Here is a 19644-nt window from a genome sequence, read left to right on the forward strand (position 1 = left end):
CCGTGCGGACACCGCTCGGCACTTGCAGATGACCTCTGGAGGGCGGCTACTCGCCCAAGTTGACATGTTGGATGACAACCTATGCGCTGCCTTCCGAAGCCAAATGCAGGAACGCTTTCGGGCCGGTATGGCTGCAACATGTGGAGCGTCGAACGAAGGACTAGAGTTCCACGCGGTGCTGAAAATGTCTGGAGCGCCACGCGACAGTGATGCCTACTTTCCCTCGCAAGAAGCCTGCGACGGCTTCACCTTGGCAATTTCTCGGGGATCGTTCGCAACCGTAGTAGACCGCTGCCGGCAGCGGTAACAAACCCTGAATTCCGTATGAAGCTGTACCTCGCGTGCCTCGTCATTCTTTACGCCCTTTCCGGCTGCGCGACCAACGGACCGGTTGAGATGTCCACCGAAGGCCTCGGGAGCAACCAGGTAGCGACGCTCACACCTGCCCAGATGCCAGCGTCCGTGCTCATCAATATCGACAGAAAAAGGCCGGGCAACTGTTTTACCAACTGCTCGTTCTATCGCCCTGTGCGCATCTTGGCTGGCAAACACAAGATTGAGATGCAGGTGATGCTGCCCTCGCCGATCTTCAAACAGGATGGGCCGTGGATTCCGCCGGAGCACGTCGCGGCGGCGAAGAAGCTGAGGTCAACAGCCTCGTCTATCTTCACAACAGCCTTTTGGCTGGACGAACAGGAACTCACTTTCGAAGCCGGCAAAAACTATCAGTTGAGGTATGGCTACCTGAGCAGGAGCGACCACTCCCCTTACATCTGGTGGGTGGTGACCGACGCAGGCCAGCCAGATGCCAGCGCAGCAACAGCGGCTGATCGCAAGTGAAGCAGTTGCCCGGGCCTCGCGATGCCGCAGTTCCCCCTTGCCTTTCATGACGCATCATGTCGGCAAGCGGCCCATCAAGGTCATCGATTGACTGCCTGCTGCCGCGGGCTGGGCACGATCAGCGCTGATTCGAATCATCGTCTGGGCGGAACAGGCATCAACCGCTTCTTCATCTGCAACCTTCCCCCTGCCTGAGCGGCGGCTGGTGCGCTGCATCGACCCGCCGAATCCGCCCTTGCGCCACTGCGATGGGATCCTTCGCTGGACAGCAAATCTCGCAGCAGAACGAAGCCATCTGCGAGATGCAGCGAGGGATCCGCGCGCAGGGAACATCGACACGGTAGTACTTGCTTCCGACATTCCCGATGCCAACCGCGGGTTGAAACTTGCGGCATGGCGGAAGCGGGTTTAGAAGGCAGAGCACAAGCTTGGTTTGTGGCTCGCACGGAGCCGAGGGAGACCCAAGGAATGACCCGCAGCTTCATCGCCCACAGCGAACTGGGCGAGCGCCTGAAGTTCCGCTCCATGACCGGACAGGAACGGATCTCCTCACTCTTCGAGTACAGGGTGCGCCTGATCAGCGACACCTCGGACATCGCTGCCAAGCGCTTGCTGGGCAAGGACATGAGCATCGAGGTGGACCTGGCCACCGAGTTGGGAGGGGCCGGCAAGCGCTTTCTCAGCGGGCAGGTCACGCAGTTCACCTACGTCGGCAAGGACGACGGCGACATGCACATCTACGAGGCGGTGCTGCAGCCCTGGCTGTGGTACGCCACGCGCCGCTCCGACTTCAAGATCTTCCAGTTCAAGACGGTCCCCGAGATGCTGCACGACGTGCTGGGCCGCTACGGCTTCACCATCGTGGACAAGTTCAGCGGCAGCTACCGCACCTGGGACTACTGCGTCCAGTATGCGGAGACGGACTTCAGCTTCGCGAGCCGCCTGATGGAGCTCGAGGGCCTCTACTACTTCTTCGAGCACGCGCGGGGCGGCCACAAGCTCGTGCTGTGCGACGCCATGGCGTCGCACGTCAGCCTGGCCCACGGGCCCGCGAAGATCCCCTACCACGCCGGCGTGCTTGCGGCCCAGGTCCTCGAGCAGGACTTCATCGACACCTGGGGCCACCGCGAGGACATCGCCTCGGGCCACTTCGCAGCGGACGACTACGACTTCAAGAAGCCCAACGCCGAGATCGACACGACGCGACAGCAGCCCGCGGGCCACGAACGGGACCACTACGAACTCTACGACTGGCCGGGCGGCTACACCGAGATGGGCGACGGCGAGAACTACGCGCGCGTGCGCGTCGAGCAACAAGGCGCGCGGCGCGAGTTGATCACCGGCCACGGCAACCTGCGGCACCTGGCGCCGGGCTACCTGTTCGAGTTGACGCGCCATCCGCGATCGCAGGAGAACCGGCGCTACCTGATCGAAGCCGTCACCTACGACTTCCAGGAAAACGCGCTGCGCCAGATCGGCGCCGCCGATGCGGCCTATGCCGAGGGCACCAGCGGCACGAGCTACCGCCAGACCTTCGAGGTCCTGCCCGACAGCGCCAGCTACCGCGCCGCGCGCATCACGCCCAAGCCGCGCACCACCGGCCCGCAGACCGCCGTGGTGGTGGGGCCCGCGGGCGAGGAGATCCACACCGACGAGTACGGCCGCATCAAGGTGCAGTTCCACTGGGACCGCTACGGCAAGATGGACGAGAACTCATCGTGCTGGATCCGCGTCTCGCAGACCTGGGCCGGCAGCAACTACGGCACCATGCACGTGCCGCGCATCGGCCAGGAGGTGATCGTCGACTTCCTCAACGGCGACCCGGACTACCCCATCGTCACCGGCCGGGTCTACAACGCGGCGCAGATGCCGCCCTGGGAGCTGCCGGCCAACAAGACCCAGTCGGGCATCCTCACGCGCTCTTCCCAGGGAGGAACGCCGGGCGACGGGATGAAGGACTCGCCCGGCACGGCCAACGCGCTGCGCTTCGAGGACAAGGCCGGCCAGGAGCAGCTGTGGCTGCATGCGCAGAAGGACCAGCTCACCGAGGTCGAGCACGACGAGGACAAGTGGGTCGGCAACGACCGGCGCAAGACCATCGACCGCGACGAGTTCAACACGATCCATCGCGATCGCACCGAGGTCGTGGACCGCAACGAGAAGATCAATGTGCACGGCTGGCGCACCGAGGAGGTCGACCAGGACGAGACCATCACCATCCATCAGAACCGCGTCGAGCGGGTGGACCTCAACGAGACCATCTCCGTCGGCCGCTTCAAGATGCAGACCGTGGGCATGGGGTACACCCAGAACGTGGGCCTCTTCAAAATCATGTCTATCGGCGTGAGCTACATGGAAAACATCGGCGTGACCATGATGACCAATGTCGGCGTCGACCAGACCCTGAACGTGGGCCAGACGCAGACTGTGCGCGTCGGCGATGCGCGCGACACCGTGGTGGGGCGTAACGATTCGCTCGCGGTGGGTGACACGCTGCGCATGCACGGCCGCAAGGTCGCGATCTCGGCCGACGACGAAATCACGCTGAGCTGCGGCGCCAGCACCATCCGCATCACGGCGGGACGGATCGAGATCCTCTCGCCCCTCGACAAGCTCAACTGCTAGGAGTCACGTCCCCATGAGCGGTAAACCAGCGGCGCGCATCTCGGACAGCGTCTCCGGCGGCAAGGTCGTCAGCGGATCGGGCACGGTGCTGATCGGCAGCCAAGGTGGCGTTGCCTGCTCGGAGTGCCCGGGCGGCGTCACGGTCGGCAACCCGGTGAGTCCCTCGCTGGGAGCCAAGGTCCTCATGGGAGAGCCCGAACTGGACTTCGCCCTGCCCGGTGCGATGCCGCTGGTGTGGCAGCGCCAGTACAGCAGCTACGTCAACCCAGAGCACGGCGCGCCGTGCGGTCCGCTGGGACATGGCTGGACCTTGCCGGGCATCCTTCGCATGGAAGCGGGCGAGGAGGCCTGCCGGCTGATCACCGGCATGGGCCGAGTGGTTACCTTTGATGCCTTGCCTGAGGGCGGGTCAATCTACAGTCCGAGCGAGGACCTGTGGCTGCTGCGTGGCGCCAATCGTCCTGGCGACGCGGCATGGACGCGCGAGGCGCGCTTCCGGCGTGTGCTCGCCGAGTTCGGCGCCGATCCGCACAGTATCGTGGTCACCAACGGCCAGGCGCAGACCTTCTGGGTGCTGCAGGCTGCGCAGACGCATTCCGAAGCCAGCGCGGGCACGCACTACCTGCTGTGCCACCAGCAGGACCGCTTCGGACGGTGCCAGAGCTTCCAGCGCGACGAGTTCGACCGTGTCACCGGCATCGTCGACGGCGTGGGGCGCCGCTACCGGCTGAGCTGGCGTCAGGTGCACGCGCCAGTGGCGGCACAGGGGCTGTGGCACGCCGACTGCGGCTGGCGGCTGACTGGCATCGAACTGGCCGAGGATCCGCTGGTGACCGATCCCGCGGAATCCGTCATGCTGGTGCGCTACAGCTATTCGCCTGATGGCGACCTGCTGACCGTGCACGACCGCGCGGGTCGGCTGGTGCGCGAATTCGCTTGGCAGCGGCACCTGATGGTGGGTCACCGATACCTGGGCGGTCCGCGCCACACCTACCGCTACGAAAGTCTCGATCCTGGCGCGCGCGTGGTCGAACACTTCAATGAGGAGGGCCTGAACTACCGCTTCGACTACGAGCTTACGCCCACTGGCAGGCAAACGCGCGTCGTCGACAGCCTGAGGCGCGTCGAGGTCTATCGCTTCGAGGGTGAGGGAGGCCTGTCGAGGCTGGTGGAGCAGGTGCGCGCGGATGGCAGCCGCCTGGGTTATGCCTACGATGCGGCGGGCCGTCTCGTCGAGGCCATCGACCCGCTGGGCGCAGTGACCCGACTGCGCTACGACGGTCAAGGGCGCGCGTTGGGCAGCCAGGCGCCGGATGGCGGGCATTCGTTGCTCGAGTACGACGAGGCGACCGGCCTTCTCGTGCAGACCGTTGACGCGGCCGGACGCGCCACATGGATGGAGCACGACGAGTGGGGCCGTCTGACGCGCGTTACGCGGCCGAACGGGCATGTGGAGCGCCGAGAGTACCCCTCGCCCGAGGCGGCTCCTCTGACCTGCGAATACCCCATTTTGCTCGTCGATGCGAAGGGCGGCGCTACCCGACTCGCCTGGAGCGCCACGGGTCAGCTCATACGCCGTACCGATTGTTCGGGTCGAACCAGCGAGGCGCAGTTCAATGCACGCGGCCTGACGATGCAGCAGACCGACGCGCTCGGGCAGACCACCCGCTACGAGTACGACGCGGCGGGACATCTGGCCGCCGTGCACCATCCCGACGGCGGCACCACGCGCTACCGTCGCGACACTGCAGGGCGTATCGTGCGCATCTTGTTGCGCGAAAAGGGAGCGGAGCAGGACATCGGCTTCGCCTACGACCTCTGGGGCCGCGTCACACAGCGCTGGCAGCGCGGACTGGAAGTGCGCTTCGCCTACGATGAGGCCGGTCGACTGGTGCGACTGACCAATGAGAATGGTGCCGTGAGCCGCTTCGCCTGGGACGCGATGGATCGGCTCGTCGAGGAGAGGGGCTTCGATGGTCGCCGCCAAGCCTTCCACTACGACGCGGCCGGCCGGCTCGTCGAAGCCTCGGATGGCAGGGATCGTGATGAGTTGCGCACCCGCTACCTGTGGGACGCACTAGGCCGGCTGAGCGAGATTCGTGTACCCGCCACCGCGCACAGTTCCGCGCGCATCGAGCGCCTGCAGTGGAACGCCGCCGGACAGCTCATGGCAACGCGCAGCCACCTGCGCGATGGCGAAAGCGACGAGGCTGGGCCGCTGCTGGCCGAGGCGCTGATTGAGCGCGACGCCGCGGGCCATCTCGTGGCCGAGACGCAGCGCGTGTACGACCTCGCACCGTTGACTCCCGGCAAGCCGACTGGAAGCACCATCGCCTTTGAACACATCATCTCGCACACGCTCGATCCGCTCGGAAACCGCGAGGCCAGCCTGCTACAGGATGTCGGTCGGCTCGACTATCTGATGTATGGCGCGGGCTACTTGCACGGCCTGCTGCACAACGGCCGCGGCGTCCTGGACATCGAACGCGACGGCCTGCACCGAGAGATCCGGCGCCGGCTGTTGTCGCCTTCGGGCAGCAGCGTGCTCGAAGTACAGCGCCAGTGGGATCCGCGGGGGCGTGCGCGAAGCCTCGACATGGCCGGGCTGCAGCGCCGGGATGCGGCCGGCGAAGGCGCGCCCGTGTCCCTGGTCGGTCAACTCACACAGCGGCGCTATGACTACGACGACATAGGCCAACTCACGGCAATCCGGTCGCCGGGCGGCGATACGCTGTTTCGCCACGACGCGGCCGGGCGGCTGATTGGTGCAGCGGGCATGACCAGCGCCGAGCGGCGCTGGCGCTTCGATCCGGCTGGCAATCGCCTGCCGTCTTTGGACGACACACGGCTGCAATTCGAGCTCGCGCACGACGACAACGGCTGGGCCGCCGAGGTCCGCAGCCGCTGGCGCGATCAAGACTTCGATTTGCTCAACCGCGAGGAACCGCGACCGTCCACGGCGCGGTCGCTGGCGGGCATCGTGCGCTGGCACGACAATCGCGTAGGCCACGGCGACGATGCGGTGTTCGCCTACGACAGCCGCGGCAACCGGGTACAGTCGCTGCGACGCGATGGCCGGCGGCTTGTGCTGCGCTATGACGGCGCCAACAGGCTCGTCGAGTCGCACGCGACCGAAGCGGATGGAAGCGTGATCGTCAGCCGCCATCTCTACGACGTCCACGGTCGTCGACTGACCAAGACGGTGAGCGAACAGACCCCAGGCAAGGCGGCGCGAGAAAGCCGCACCTTCTACGGCTGGGACGGCGACCACTTGGTGCATGTGGAGCACTGGAGCCCGGAGAGCGAGCGACAGGTGGTCCACACGGTGTATGAGCCGGGCAGCTTCACGCCGCTGGTGCAGTTCAGCGCCGCAGGCGGCGCCACGCCCACGGGACTGGCGGCCCTCGCGGCGCAGGCGCGCGACCCGCGCATGCAGCAGGCACTGCACGAGGCTTTCGATGCCTTGCCGCTGGACATGCGCGAGCGCATGGACACGCAGGTCCGCCAGATGCTACGCGACGGGCTGCCCGCATCGGCGCAAGCACTCGAGGCCTTGCCTGTCGCAGATGACACGCGGTCAGTCGCGGTGCGCCACTATCACTGCGACTACCTAGGCACGCCACAGGCGCTGACGGACGAGCGAGGCCGGCTGGTATGGATGGGCCGCTGTGATCCCTGGGGCAACCTTCTGCAGGAATTCAACCCGCGCGGCATCAGCCAGCCCATCCGCTTGCCGGGCCAGCACTACGACGCGGAGACCGGGCTTTGCTACAACCGGCACCGCCACTATGACCCGGACATCGGCAGCTACGTCAACCAGGATCCGATCGGATTGACCGGCGGTATCGCGCTCTTCAGCTACGCCCAACAGAATCCGGTGCAGTTCTCCGATCCAATGGGGCTCTATGCCTACGCCGGCACGTCGACCTCGGGGCTCGACGGCGCACCAGTGCAGGGCCCCCTGTCCGGCGGCGCGCAGAACTGCCCAGACTGCGTGCAGGTGGCGGATGCCAAGAGCACCGCTGCAGCCTGCTTGGTAGGCATCTTCCTCATTTTTGGATTGCCGACCGGCGGCCGGACCAACTTCCCGGCGCCACCGCCGCGCCCGGTACGCGTGGAGCAGGTACAAGAGCCGAAGAAATGCGTATGAAGAACGCGCGGCCCGCTTCGTTCACGCACTTCGTGGGGGCGCAGTACGCCTCCCTGCAAACGACCGTCGCTGTGGACCAGGCAGGTATGCTGTGAACGTCTGGCCGTTCCGCCTTGACCAGGGTTGGAGCCTGCGATCATCAGGAGGCGGCCGAGCATCCGACGAAGGCGACGCACTCCGCGAGGTTGAGGCGGCCAGCAGCAGGTACTTCTCGGCATCGGTGCGCCTGCTTCGACGCTTTCGGCGAGAAGACAGGCTTTCGGACAATGCGCGCGAGGAAATCATGAATCAGTGCTTTGCGGGCGGCGACTACAACCATAAGCAACAGGCCGGCAACGTCTGGAACGCCTACAAGAACTGCGCAGGCACGCCATGAGCGGCCAAGACCTCGACGAGGAATCCCTGTGCAGCCGGGTACTGGAAGCCTTTCCCGAGGAACGGCTGGCGGCGCAGTGCCATGCCGAAGACGCCTCCCTGGGCTTCGACGGCCAAGGCATCGCGCGCCTCAACGAGCAGTTGGGCGGCAGGCGCTGGACGCAGTTCGACTGGCCGGCCATCCTCGCGCTGCACCTCGATGCGTGGCAGAGCATCGCGCAGCTCGAGATCGAGGCCTACCGGCGTGTGTTTCCCTCGCTGCTGTCGTACATCGCGGGGCCCCGCGAGGACTTGCTCTCAGAGCACTTCATCGAGATGCACCTGAACCTCGGCAATGTGTTCAGAGCAGAAGAGCCCGGCTTCCTCGCATCCCTGGACGACGCGCAAGCCGGATGTGTGGCACTGGTGCTCCTGTCGCGCGTCGAGAAGAAAAGGCAATGGCGCCTGTGCCAGGATGCGCTGGACTCCTACTGGGGACTGTTCGTGCCCGAGGGCGAATGAACGCCGGCCGGTGACCGTCGGCCACCCTCGCCCTCTCCATTCAGGAACTGCGCCCAACTGCCGATCATGCGCACCTCGCACCTTGGAGTCGGCATCAACAGCCGTGGACGCTGCTGGCGCTCGGCCCGAATCCCCCTCCACCGCCGAGTTCGAGGACGCCGCGCGGGCGCTGGCGATGGATCTGCGCGTCGTGCATGTGGCGCAGCCGGCGGACCCGGCCCGGTGGCGCTGGACATCATGGGCGGCAACGTGGACTGCGGCTTCATTGTCGCGTCGGTGGTTCTGCCTCATATCCAGAGCGGCCGGCTGCGCGCCATCGCGGTTTCCGGCAAGGAAAGATCGGGCTTGCTGCCGACCGTTCCGACGGTGGCCGAAAGCGGCCATCCCGGCTTCGATGCGACCTTCTTCGAGACCTTGATGGCCCCCTCCGGTCTTCCCGCACCCACTGTGGACAAGATCCAGCGCGACGTCCGTACGGCCCTGCAAGCGCCTGCCGTGCGCGCCCGGCTGGCCGAGATGGATCTGCGCGTCGAGGCCAACTCGCCTCAGGATGCCCAAGGCCGCGGTCGAGAAGACTTTGCTAAGTGGGGCGTCATCGCGCAGAAGACCAGGGCTGCAGCTGGATTGAAGCGCGAGTTCCGCCTCGGGCAGGAGGCGAACTCTGATGTACCGCGTGCGTGACACTGCAGCACGGACATGTCTTGATGCGAAGGCCGGAGAATCCGGTACATCCAGTGCGCGCTGCCAGGCCTCGTCACTGGCCGGGCTTGATGTGCCGGGTCTCCAGTTCGCGCCGAGTCTTGGCCAGTTCCTCAGCCAGCAACTTCTCGTCTGGCAGCATGGTCTGGTATTCAGCGGCCAGCACCTTGTTCGGCAGTCCTTCCAATGCGTAGCGGGCTTCCGCAGCTCCCTTTTCCGCGCACATGATCAGCCCCACTGGCGGGTTCTCCCCGGGCTTCATCCAGTGCTCTCGGGCGTAGTTCAGATACAGGTGCATCTGCCCAGCGTCGGCATAGCTGAACTTGCCGACCTTCAGGTCGATGACCAGCAAGCACTTCAGTCGACGATGGAAGAACAGGAGGTCGACACGAAACCAGCTGTCGTCGATGCGCAGCCGCCGTTGGCGCCCGACGAAGGCGAAATCGTCACCCAGCTCCAGAAGGAAGTCCGCCAAGTGCTGGATCAAGGCGCCCTCCAGATCGGATTCCGAATATTCGTCCTTGAGATTGAGAAACTCCAGCACGAAGGGGTCCTTGATGGCCTGTTCAGGCGTGAGTGCGTCGGCGGACTCGGCGACCGCGCCCTTGGTCAGCATGGCCGCCTTGTCGGCAGACAGCGCGGTGCGCTCGTAGAACTGGCTGCCGATCTGGCGGTCCAGTTGCCGCACGGACCAGCCTCCCCGCAGGGCCTCGGTTTCGTAGAAGGCCCGGGCCTGCGAGTTTTTGACCGACAGCAGACGCACATAGGCCGACCAGGGGAGAGGGAACGCCTGGGCGATCGACAGCAGGTCGGGCAAGGCCCCAGACACCGTCTGGAGTTTCTCGGGAAAGGCCGATTCTCCAGACGGTGTCTGGGGAATCCGGCGTGCGCGCGATGGAGTGGACGGCGGCCGCTGGGGCCGAGACGAAGGCCAGGCGGTATAGAAGAGCCGCATCTGCCACAGGTTCTGCCGGCTGAATCCTCGGCCAAATCGTGCCGAGAGGTCCGCTGACAGGCGCTCGATGAGTGCCTCGCCATAGGCGGCTCGTTCTTGTCCACCCTGCTCGAACTCGACGACCCGACGGCCGATCTCCCAGTAGGTGGCCGTCATCAGCGCGTTGACGCTGCGCGCGGTCGCCTGGCGGGCCGCCTCCAGCAGCGAGACGATGTCCGCGTGCACGCCACCGTAGCCGGCAAGCTCAGGCGTGGTCGCCGTCATGCGGGCACCCCGGACGAGGAGATTCCAGCCTCCCCTTCAAGACCTCCGCAAGTGGCACCGTCCGTAGCCACCGGGACGACGCCCCTCCTGAAATGCTTCATCGGAGGTCTCCATCGCCTTGACATAGCCGGTCATCTTATCAACAGGCCCGAGCCGCCCTTGCACAACCCCGAGCGCTCGCTGCCCCACGTGCCCGCCGACGCAATGACGCTGATGCGCGGAGAGAAGGCCGCGCGCCACGCCGATGCAGGCGTTGTCTGCCTTGAGGTCGCGCTCGGCCTGCAGGATGTCGAGGCGGCGCTGCAGCAGCTCCGAAGGCAGGCCCTGCGGCACGGGTGGGCCTGCACTCCATCTTGCTGCCCCGCAACGCCCATCGGCGGCCGGCGACCGCTCTTGCCGTTCGAACAACATCTGCACGGGCCCGCGCGGCGGGCGGTACTGCTTGAGCGACACGGGGGCGAAGAGCTATATCCGGCGATAGGACACGAAGGCTTGCGAGCGGAACCGGCAGCCGAGAGCTCGAAGCCGCATCCGTGTTGTAGATCGCCACCGCCCCGACGTCTAGCACCGATCCAGTCCCTGTGCTGGGGGAGCATCACCTTTTCGACCCATTCATCAAGGCTTGATAGATCGTTGCGCCGGGCCAGGGCAGGCGCTGCTGACTTCTTGACCACGCGAGGTGCACGTGCGCGACACGGCCCGAGCCATCGCAAATTTCGAAGAGCGCATCGTCACCGTTGCCGCGAGCGAGAAGCCGTACGGGAAGCCCATACATGCAATGGCCGATCGGCATCTGGCCTCGAGCTGCTTCTTGAAGTTTTGCTGGAACTGCTCGCCGAGATTCGGCCCACCGCCTTGGGGCCACCCAAATCCAACCAGCGCTTGGGATTCTCATAAATCCATGATTTATAAAGAAAAAACACCATCTCTAAAATCAACCAGATGGATGTTCAGGCTCGCATTCTTCAAGCGCTACGCCCTCGAAGCGATGGCGTGGTCCTGCGCTCCGACCTCAGCTCTCTGGGCAGTGCCAGTCAGGTGTCTGCCGCCTTGGCCGAGCTCTGTCGCAAAGGCTCCATATCGCGTATCGAACGCGGCGTGTACGCCCTGCCCACGAAGTTGGCTTCACAGGGCAAACAAGCTCTGCTTCAATCCGCCCGTAAGCGGCAGGCGGACGCGCGCCAAGCTACATCCACGAGGGAAAAGCTCAAGGCTCAGAGAATCACGGCTGTTTCACGACACGTGATGGCGCTGGCCAAGCGCGTGGGCGTTTCGTACGTTCCGACTTTCAGCGATCGCTGGGTTGCCAGCGTCACCAAGCTTGCTGGGGACGACATCGCAAGCGATTCAACCGACGACCTGCTCGTGGCGCTCGCGCGCGCCGGCAAGCTGTCACCGGTAGACATGACAAAGATGGTCATGGCACATCACCGTGCACTCAAGGCACATGTTTGATCCATTCGGGGACTTTGAGACAGCCGGATATTTGCGCAACTCGCATCAGGATAAGGACCTCGACATCGTCAAGGTTGCTGAGCACGCACTGTTTCGCGCGCAGCTTCCAGAGGCGCTCGCGTACCTCTCCCGACGCGAGCGGATCGGGTATGAAGACTTTCTGGAAGTCCACCAACTGCTTTTCAGCGCCCTGTACCCATGGGCCGGAACAGACCGCGCCGAACTTCTGCCCGAAAAGGCCGTCCCGAAGGGTTCGAAGACTTTCAACTCTACGGCTCTCAGGCCCCGCTCACGCTGTTGACCAACCGTGAGGGTGCCTGGGCAGTCTTTCCGCCCCACTTGAGCGGATGGCGACGGACATCGAGCTCGTGCGCAGCGCTGCCCTTTGACTGCACGAACCTGGTGGGGCTGCCGCGCGGCAGCACTCGACCAATGCCCCAGGAAGGCATTGAGCATGGAAGCCATCAGGCGAGCACCGATGGAGCAAACTGGTTGCGCAGGTGACGCGCCATGAAATCGCGCGCTTCGCCGGCAGACACGGGCTTGCACAGCCAGTAGCCCTGGGCCTCGTCGCATCCGTGGCTGCGCAGGAACTCGAGCTGGGCGGCGGTCTCGATGCCCTCGGCCACGACCTTCATCCGCAGCCCGTGGGCCAGCGTGACGATGCCGTCGATGAGTGCACGCGCATCTGCATCCTGCGAAAGGTCGTTGATGAACGAGCGGTCGATCTTGACCGTCGACAGCGGAAAGTGCTTCAGGTGGGACAGCGAGGAGTAGCCCGTTCCGAAATCGTCGATGGCGAGGCCGACGCCGATGTCCCGGATCGTGCGCAGCAGTTCCACCGCCTGCTCCGGGTTCGCCATCATCGCGCTCTCGGTGATCTCCAGCTCCAGCAGTGACGGATCGAGCCCCGAGGCATCCAGGACGGCCTTGACGTCGGCCACGAGCGTGCGGCTTTCGAACTGCCGCGGCGACAGGTTGACGCTGATCAGCACCTGCGGCAGACCGTGCTTCTGCCAGGCGAGCGCGTCGGCGCAGGCCTGCTCCAGTGCCCACCTGCCCATCGACACGATCAGGCCGAGCTCCTCGGCGATCGGGATGAACTGCACCGGCGGCACCATGCCCAGAACCGGATGATGCCAGCGCATGAGCGCTTCGACACCGACGATGCGCTGGGTCTGCAGGTTCAGCTTCGGCTGGTAGTGCATCTCCAGCTCGCCGCGCTCCAGGGCGCGGCGCAGTGCGCTCTCCAGCATCAGTTGCTCGGTGCTCTGCGCATTCATCTTGGCCGCGTAGAAGCGGTAGGTGTTGCGGCCTTTTTCCTTGGCGTGGTACATCGCGGTGTCGGCGTTCTTCAGCAGCGCCTCGGCATCGCCGCCGTTCTCCGGATAGATGCTCACGCCGACGCTGGCGCTGACGTGCAGCTCGCGCCCTTCGATGACGAAGGGCTCGGCGCAACAGTCCAACACCTTTTCGGCAAGCACCGCGGCATCGTTCGCGCTGTCCAGGTCCTCCAGCAGCAGCACGAACTCGTCACCGCCAAAGCGCGCCACGACATCGGTGCCGTTCAGCAGGGCCGCCAGGCGTTCGCCACAGATCCTGATCATCTCGTCGCCCGCGCCGTGGCCCAGGGTGTCGTTGATGTGCTTGAAGCGGTCCAGGTCGACGAACAGCACCGCGAACTGCTTCTGGCTGCGGTTGCTGCGCCTGATGGCGCGCGCGAGTTCGTCTTGCAGCGCCGCGCGGTTAAACAACCCCGTCAGCCCATCGTGGCTGGCCATGAAGCGCAGGCTGCGCTCGGCGAGCTTGCGCTGTTTGTACTGGGCGATCTGCAAGGCGATCACGCGCAGCGACTCCAGCGTCTCGGCCTCCGCAACGGTGGGGCTGGAGCTGAAGAGTTCCAGCGCCATGGTCGCACTGGCGGCAACCATGGGCACGATGAGGCCGGTGGTCAGCCCCGCGTCGCGGGCCATCGCGTCACGGGCGAAATGGCCCGTAGAGGCCTGCGTGTCGACCCGCACGACGCCGGTCTTCCAGGCACGGCCGAGCGAGCCTTCGCCGGGCCGGTACTCGCGCAGGCGGCTGTCGCGCACGAACCGCGTCACTGCCGAGTCCTTGTCTTCGGCATGCCAGGCGGCATCACAACGAACCAGGCCGTCCTCGCCCACGCTCCACAACGCGCCGCAGTCCCAGCGCAGGTCGGTGCATATCGCCTCCAGCGCCAGCCCCATCACCGTCTCGGCCCTGCCGTCGCCGGCCAGCAGCCGGGCGATCTTGTACTCGAGCTTCTGGCGCAGCGCATCCTTGCGCGGCTGCGTGGCGTCGCGCACCGTGCCACGCACCAGCGTCTTCCCATCTTCCTCGGTCGACTGTGCAATGACGTGGAGCCAGCGTTCGGTGCCATCGGGCAGGCTCAGGCGGTGCTCGAATTCGCTGCGCTCCGTGGAATGGAAGACCCGCGCGATCTGCCGGCGGACTGCGGGTCGTTCCAGGGCCGGCACGCGCGACAGCAGCGCGTGCAGGTCCGACGGCGCGGGATCGTCCCCGAAGCCCAGGATGCGCTGAGCTTCTTCGGAGCATTGCAGGGCCCCGGTTTCGGGATCGAGGGTCCAGCTGCCCAGACTGGCCAGCTGCTGTGCGTCCTTCCATTGGCGTTCACTGACGCGCAGGTGGCTGGTCATCTCGTTCGCCAGGACCTGGGCCCGGCTGCGCGAGGTGGTCAAGGAGAAGATGATGCCGGCCAACAGCATGCTGGTCGCCAGCCCTCCGAGAACGATGGACCACGGGACGGCCTTGTCGAGCGGGCCGAAGACCTGGTCTTCGTCCTGCTCGACCTCGACCAGCCACGAATGGCCACCCAGTTCGAAACCGAGCGAGCGCTGGAGTCGGTGTGCCGGCGAAGTGGCCGCAACTGCGGGCTTCGCCAACGCGGCACTGTCGAACAACAACTGCTGCTCGCTGAATGCGGTGGGTGGGACGAACCGGGTCTCGATGCGCGTGCCGATCGCTGCCTTGCCTGGCCCTGCGTCGACCAGGCGCAGCCGCAGCGTCCGCACGGTATCGGGGCTGACCACGTCGCGCAGCACCCCCGCGATGCTGAAGCCCGCGCCCACCGAACCGATGTAGGCACTGCGCCGCTGCTCGAGCGTATCGAGCGGCATTTGCGGGCGATAGACCGGCAAACGCATGGCCAGTCCGATGTCGGCCTCGCGCCCCGGGAGGCGAACCTTGCGCCCGGAGGTGACCAGCCCGCCTGTGTCACGCCCCTGCTCGAGCGCGCTGCCTCGATCGGACATCGCACCGAGGTCATTGCCCAGCAGCATCTCGTTGCCGGCCTGGGGTTCGATGTAGACCAGCGGGTAGTAGATGTCCCGCTCGCCGGGCGGCTTGATGGCGAAGCTGGAGGCCACGCCGGCACCGAGGCTGGCATCGCGGCGGACCTCCTCTTCGAAGGCCTTCTTCTTATGGGCCGCGATGGAGGGTGCGTAGGTGACAGCCTGGAACCCGGGGTACGCGCTCGCCAGGTTGAGCCCCGCGACGTAGTCCCTGAAGTCGCTTCGCGTCACGTCCTCGAGGGTGTTGAATCGCGCACGCAGGCCGATCAGCACGGCAATGTAGTCGTCGAAGCGGGCTTCGACCTTCTGCGCCAGATCGAGCGCAGTGGCGTCGAAGCGTTCCTGGGCGTTGCGTCCGATTTCCTGATGGGCAGAGATGCCGAGTGCAACCGACAGCGTCGCGCCGATCCCAAGAATCGCCAGCGAAAGGCGAACCTTGACCCAGATGGACATTGACATGGGACTCGCCCTCCGTCGCTGGCTCAGGCCATTGCATCGTTGCCGCAATATATCGGGCCAATACCGCAGCGTCACGCAATTAGTTACGAGGATGTCAAAGCCTTGTCCGGAGGGCTTGCTGCAAGCCAGAAGCCTTAATGCTTAATTCAAACGCACCGAGCCTTGCACCTGGCCAACGAAAGCATGCGGCCCTCTTGAACACGAGAGACAACCATGCACCACAACGGCACCGCATGTGGAACTGGATCCACCGCGGCCGCCACCTGCCGACGCATGCAGGCGATCTCCCCAGCAGCGCCATTCAAGAAGTGGATGGATGCGCTGCGGCACAGACGCGATCGCGACCTTGCGTCTTGGCCTGGTAGAGGGCCTTGTCGGCGGCTTCGATCAGTTCCTTCGACTGCCCGCTCGACACGGAAGGCCTCAGCGCCTCCACACCGGCGCTGAGCGTCACAAAGCCGTTGGCAGCACCCGCATGTGCAATTTTCAGGTCGCGCACTGCGCTGCGGATTCGCTCTGCCAGGCCAACCGCCCCCTGCACGTCGGTGTGGGGCAGCAGCACCGCCAACTCCTCCCCGCCATAGCGCGCCGCCAGGTCCCCCGGTCGCCTGGACGCCAGCGCGGCGACCGTGCGTCCGATCTTCTGCAGGCATTCGTCGCCCGCCGCATGACCATAGATGTCGTTGTACTGCTTGAAGCAATCCACATCGATCATGATCAGGGCCAGCGTGCTTGCCTCCCGGACCGCACGGCTGAATTCGGTATCCAGGGTGACGTCGAACTTTCGGCGGTTTGCAAGCCCGGTGAGCCCGTCTTCCATCGCGAGCGTATTGAGGGTCTGGTTCAGCGTCTCGAGTGCATCTCGCGCCCGCCGCAGTTCCGCCTCCGTTTGAATCTGCAACTCGAACTGCTTGACCAGCCGCCACCCAACGGCCGCCACAACCAACACGAGCAGAACGACGCCTCCCGAATGCCACAGCGTATCGCGCCACCAGCCGGCGAGGATCTCCTCCTTGGAAAGGGACGCGGCAACGAACAGCGGATAGTTGGGAAGGCGCCGAAAGCTGTTGAGCCGCAGGACGCCGTCCTGCGCAGACCGGATGTAGGCAGTCCCCACAGGCCCTTGCGAACGATAGGCTTGAAAGAGCTCGCTACCTCGCATGTCGCGCCCGACCACGCTGGGGCTGTAGGGCCGACGGGTGATCATGGTTCCGTCTTCGCGTATCAGTCCCAGGGCGCCCGCCTGCCCGATGTCGAGGCTGTCGAAGAACTTGCCGAAGAAGTCGATCCTGATCGTTGCAAGCGCGACCCCGGCAAAGCTGCCATCGGCATGGTTGATGCGCCGCGAAATGGGAACGAGCAACCTGCCATTGGTCCGACTCTTCACCGGCACGCCGATATGGGACCCGCGGCTCGTGCTCGCACGATGGAATTGGAAGTACTCCCTGTCGGCGTTGTTCAGGTTCTGCGGCCAGACCTGACGGGAGTTCGCGACCCAGTTGCCAGCCTCGTCATAGATGTGAAGCCCATCCAGCTGCGGGAGTTGGGCAACGCGTACCGCGAGAAAGTCGCGAAGCCGCGCCACCTCGGCGGGCCCCGTCCCATCGGATTCGATCCGCTCGACGAGTCCGACCAGCACCGTATCGGCCAGCCTGATCTGATCGTCTGCCTGCTGTGCCATCGCATGTGCGAGGTTCGACGTCGCCACGCTCATCTGGCGCAGGTGGAGCTGGCGAGACTGCCAACTGTTCCAGCCATCGATGGCGACCAAGCCCAGGCACACGATGGTCACGAAGATCACCGTCCTGGTCGTGATGGAGGGTCGTCGCAGCACTGCTTACCCTAGCGGTGAGAAGGCCATGCACGGACTTTGACACATTCATGGCAACTTGTAGCCCCGTGGAACGCAGGTCCTGCGCTCGCGGGTTCCATGTCCGCGGCGCACGATGGTCAGCGCATAAGTGGATAGCGTTATTTTTACGAGCCACAACCCACGCATCAGCCGTCCGCGCCGTCTCCACTGATCCATCCTTGAAGCGAACGCATCGCATGTGTTACGCAACTGGGTTTGGCAAGGCATGCATGGCGAGATAGACTGAAACCGCGAGCAGTCCCGATGATTCCTCCTCCCTCCCTTGATCTCCATTGCGAACTCAAGGCTGCAGGACTGTTCTTGGCCCGCCGCGCGCGGGCCTTTTCTTGCTGCGGCCCTTGTGCAGCCTTTCGGCTGACTGCCGCATACCGGCAAGTTCGAGGTTTCCCCAGCAAAGCAGATCACGAGCCCGCATGCGCAAGCGCACCCATCGCAAACCCGTCACCGGCCTGGACCCTTATCAAAAAGCGCTCTTCCGTCGTGCCTGGGAGGCAGACAACGTCAGGGCAGGCATTCACGCGTTCATCGGAGAGGACGCCAAAGCGCTGACCCAACGCGCTGGCAGAGTCATCTATGCGGTCGTCGCCGGCTGCGAGCAGGCTGGTATCCCGGACGATGATCCCGATGTCCGGATCCTTCACGATGCGGGCCGGGCGATTCTGGAATTGAGAGGACAAGCCGAGATCGGCGATCAGCACAGAAAGCGGATCATTTCAGGACTTGCAGCAGGTGAGCGGCTGCTGCCTCGACTGGATCCGGCGGCCGTTCGTGGCGCCGCGCTTGAACTGGCCAAGGCAAGCAGCGACAAGGAGTGAAGTCCAGGCGATGTGCGCGGCGCAGTTCAGCGCACGTTGCGCTCTCGTACCAATCGCAAACGCCGACGAAGGCATCGTGGGAACCATCCCCATCCGGAATGCCGCAGAGCGCAGAAACCGGGGAAGACCGCATGCGTGGTACTCCCAAGTTTTCTGAAAGCGGAGCTGCTGAGCAGTACCAAAGGATACGGGCAGTTCACCTACTTGGTCCTCGTGCGAGAACCCTGTACGGTCCTCAACAACCTGCTCGCGCCCGACACGAAGGACGCTGCAGGAGTGAGCGGCACCGGCCGGCAACACCCCACCCTGGACGCAGGCACAAGACACCTACGACGACAATGCCCCTACGCAGCTTCTCCATCGCGATTCTGGGCATGGACGAAGAATCCCAAGCGATTCTGCAGAGACACCTGGGCTTGCTGGGGCATCGGTCCGCGGCCTATGCCGCTGCGGCCGACCTGCTGGCAGCCATGGGCACGGCGGATTCGCTTGACCTGCTGTTGCTGCGCCCTCAGGACAGGGAAACATACCAGAGCCTCTGTGCGGCTTGCAATTCGCTGAACACGCCTGCGCTGCTTGTCTTGCACGACGGCGAGTGGCCGCATCTGTTGCCCGAGACCGAGGACTTCATTGAAGTCGATGCCATCGAATGGAATCCCACCCATTCGATCGAACAGGAACTGAACTGGAGAATGCAGCAGCTGTGGTCCCGTTCGCGCTCGCCGAAGCCCGCGAACAAGGCAAGGAAAGAGAGAAACAGCTGGGGGCCCTACAAGTTCCTCCTGGACTCCCGGACTGTCCTGAACCGCGACCACGCCATTGCGCTCTCGTCCTTCGAATTCACCCTCGCACTCGAACTTTTCCGCGGCCTCGACCACATCCTGACGCGCGATTGGCTGATGCACCGGCTGTGGGCCGACAAGCCCCGCATGCCGGATCCGAGGACACTCGACGTCTACGCGACAAAGGTGCGCAGGAAACTTGAGCTGACCCCCGAGAATGGGTTCGTGCTGCATGGCGTGTACAAGCAAGGCTACCAACTCATCGCCCTCCCCCAGGCGCCGGCAGGCGCAAGCGAGACCTCGGCCTGATCACGCGCCGAACCTTCTCGTGCTGTCGCGGCACGTCCCCTGATGCAGGGATTCGGCGGCGCACCAGCCAGTCGAAGATGCCGATGACGTCCTCCTTCCTCGCCATCGACACGAACATCTGTCGGCCCGAACCATCGAACCGTTCCGGCGACGGGCAGGCAAGGTCCCAACTGCTGCTTCGCTCCTTGCAGAAGGACCGCACGTCCT

14 protein-coding genes are annotated in these 19644 nt (G+C 64.8%); 10 read left to right on the forward strand and 4 right to left on the reverse strand.

The genetic code is table 11. The features are described 5' to 3' along the window. Positions 1 to 324 precede the first annotated feature (324 nt). From BMY35_RS34775 to BMY35_RS34795, 6 genes are all read left to right on the forward strand, one after another. Complete coding sequence (locus tag BMY35_RS34775; protein ID WP_093209336.1) at positions 325 to 840, forward strand: hypothetical protein; 516 nt, start codon at positions 325 to 327, stop codon at positions 838 to 840. 468 nt (positions 841 to 1308) lie between these two features. Beyond that, a complete protein-coding gene (locus BMY35_RS34780) occupies positions 1309 to 3465 on the forward strand; it encodes a type VI secretion system Vgr family protein (protein WP_093209338.1) in 2157 nt (718 codons plus the stop codon). Between the two features lie 13 nt (positions 3466 to 3478). Beyond that, entirely contained in the window at positions 3479 to 7615 is a 4137-nt protein-coding gene (locus BMY35_RS34785) for an RHS repeat-associated core domain-containing protein (RefSeq protein WP_093209340.1), read from the forward strand. Between the two features lie 91 nt (positions 7616 to 7706). After that, positions 7707 to 7991 (forward strand): hypothetical protein, encoded by a 285-nt coding sequence (locus BMY35_RS38085; protein ID WP_143080804.1) that lies wholly within the window; start codon positions 7707 to 7709, stop codon positions 7989 to 7991. Continuing rightward, positions 7988 to 8491, forward strand: a complete 504-nt coding sequence (locus tag BMY35_RS34790) for a hypothetical protein (RefSeq protein ID WP_093209343.1) — start codon at positions 7988 to 7990, stop codon at positions 8489 to 8491. The genes BMY35_RS38085 and BMY35_RS34790 overlap by 4 nt, the downstream gene beginning before the upstream one ends. A 222-nt stretch (positions 8492 to 8713) precedes the next feature. Next, a complete protein-coding gene (locus tag BMY35_RS34795) occupies positions 8714 to 9172 on the forward strand; it encodes a tripartite tricarboxylate transporter substrate-binding protein (RefSeq protein ID WP_177213780.1) in 459 nt (152 codons plus the stop codon). A gap of 73 nt (positions 9173 to 9245) precedes the next feature. Here the strand turns inward: BMY35_RS34795 and BMY35_RS34800 are convergent, their stop codons facing one another. Further along, a complete protein-coding gene (locus BMY35_RS34800; RefSeq protein WP_093209347.1) occupies positions 9246 to 10409 on the reverse strand; it encodes a PDDEXK nuclease domain-containing protein in 1164 nt (387 codons plus the stop codon). A gap of 36 nt (positions 10410 to 10445) precedes the next feature. Further along, complete coding sequence (locus tag BMY35_RS39080; protein ID WP_176947636.1) at positions 10446 to 10742, reverse strand: hypothetical protein; 297 nt, start codon at positions 10740 to 10742, stop codon at positions 10446 to 10448. A 609-nt stretch (positions 10743 to 11351) separates the two neighbouring features. Between BMY35_RS39080 and BMY35_RS34810 the strand changes: the two genes are divergently transcribed. Then, positions 11352 to 11864 carry a type IV toxin-antitoxin system AbiEi family antitoxin domain-containing protein gene (locus BMY35_RS34810; protein ID WP_093209350.1) on the forward strand — a complete coding sequence of 171 codons (513 nt, stop codon included), beginning with the start codon at positions 11352 to 11354 and terminating at the stop codon, positions 11862 to 11864. Then, positions 11857 to 12165 (forward strand): hypothetical protein, encoded by a 309-nt coding sequence (locus BMY35_RS34815; protein WP_093209351.1) that lies wholly within the window; start codon positions 11857 to 11859, stop codon positions 12163 to 12165. The genes BMY35_RS34810 and BMY35_RS34815 overlap by 8 nt, the downstream gene beginning before the upstream one ends. Positions 12166 to 12328: 163 nt before the next feature. Here the strand turns inward: BMY35_RS34815 and BMY35_RS34820 are convergent, their stop codons facing one another. Further along, entirely contained in the window at positions 12329 to 15733 is a 3405-nt protein-coding gene (locus BMY35_RS34820; protein WP_256230467.1) for a bifunctional diguanylate cyclase/phosphodiesterase, read from the reverse strand. 226 nt (positions 15734 to 15959) lie between these two features. Further along, on the reverse strand, positions 15960 to 17492 hold the full coding sequence (locus BMY35_RS34825) for a sensor domain-containing diguanylate cyclase (RefSeq protein WP_093209354.1): 1533 nt from the start codon (positions 17490 to 17492) through the stop codon (positions 15960 to 15962). 452 nt (positions 17493 to 17944) lie between these two features. Here BMY35_RS34825 and BMY35_RS38095 point away from each other — a divergent pair, with 452 nt between their 5' ends. Then, positions 17945 to 18346: a hypothetical protein gene (locus BMY35_RS38095; protein WP_143043012.1), complete on the forward strand. Its 402-nt coding sequence runs from the start codon at positions 17945 to 17947 to the stop codon at positions 18344 to 18346. Positions 18347 to 18684: 338 nt separating this feature from the next. Next, on the forward strand, positions 18685 to 19437 hold the full coding sequence (locus BMY35_RS34835; RefSeq protein WP_177213781.1) for a winged helix-turn-helix domain-containing protein: 753 nt from the start codon (positions 18685 to 18687) through the stop codon (positions 19435 to 19437). Positions 19438 to 19644 lie beyond the last annotated feature (207 nt).

The sequence above is a fragment of the Variovorax sp. YR750 genome (assembly GCF_900109805.1).
Lineage (GTDB): Bacteria > Pseudomonadota > Gammaproteobacteria > Burkholderiales > Burkholderiaceae_C > Variovorax > Variovorax gossypii.

What these genes read in the sequence shown, in the direction of transcription:
- BMY35_RS34775 (WP_093209336.1), top strand. Translation starts at nt 325, where the DNA reads ATGAAGCTGTACCTCGCGTGCCTCGTCATTCTTTACGCCCTTTCCGGC.
- BMY35_RS34780 (WP_093209338.1), top strand. Translation starts at nt 1,309, where the DNA reads ATGACCCGCAGCTTCATCGCCCACAGCGAACTGGGCGAGCGCCTGAAG.
- BMY35_RS34785 (WP_093209340.1), top strand. Translation starts at nt 3,479, where the DNA reads ATGAGCGGTAAACCAGCGGCGCGCATCTCGGACAGCGTCTCCGGCGGC.
- BMY35_RS34790 (WP_093209343.1), top strand. Translation starts at nt 7,988, where the DNA reads ATGAGCGGCCAAGACCTCGACGAGGAATCCCTGTGCAGCCGGGTACTG.
- BMY35_RS34800 (WP_093209347.1), bottom strand. Translation starts at nt 10,409, where the DNA reads ATGACGGCGACCACGCCTGAGCTTGCCGGCTACGGTGGCGTGCACGCG.
- BMY35_RS34810 (WP_093209350.1), top strand. Translation starts at nt 11,352, where the DNA reads ATGGATGTTCAGGCTCGCATTCTTCAAGCGCTACGCCCTCGAAGCGAT.
- BMY35_RS34815 (WP_093209351.1), top strand. Translation starts at nt 11,857, where the DNA reads ATGTTTGATCCATTCGGGGACTTTGAGACAGCCGGATATTTGCGCAAC.
- BMY35_RS38095 (WP_143043012.1), top strand. Translation starts at nt 17,945, where the DNA reads ATGCGCAAGCGCACCCATCGCAAACCCGTCACCGGCCTGGACCCTTAT.
- BMY35_RS34835 (WP_177213781.1), top strand. Translation starts at nt 18,685, where the DNA reads ATGCCCCTACGCAGCTTCTCCATCGCGATTCTGGGCATGGACGAAGAA.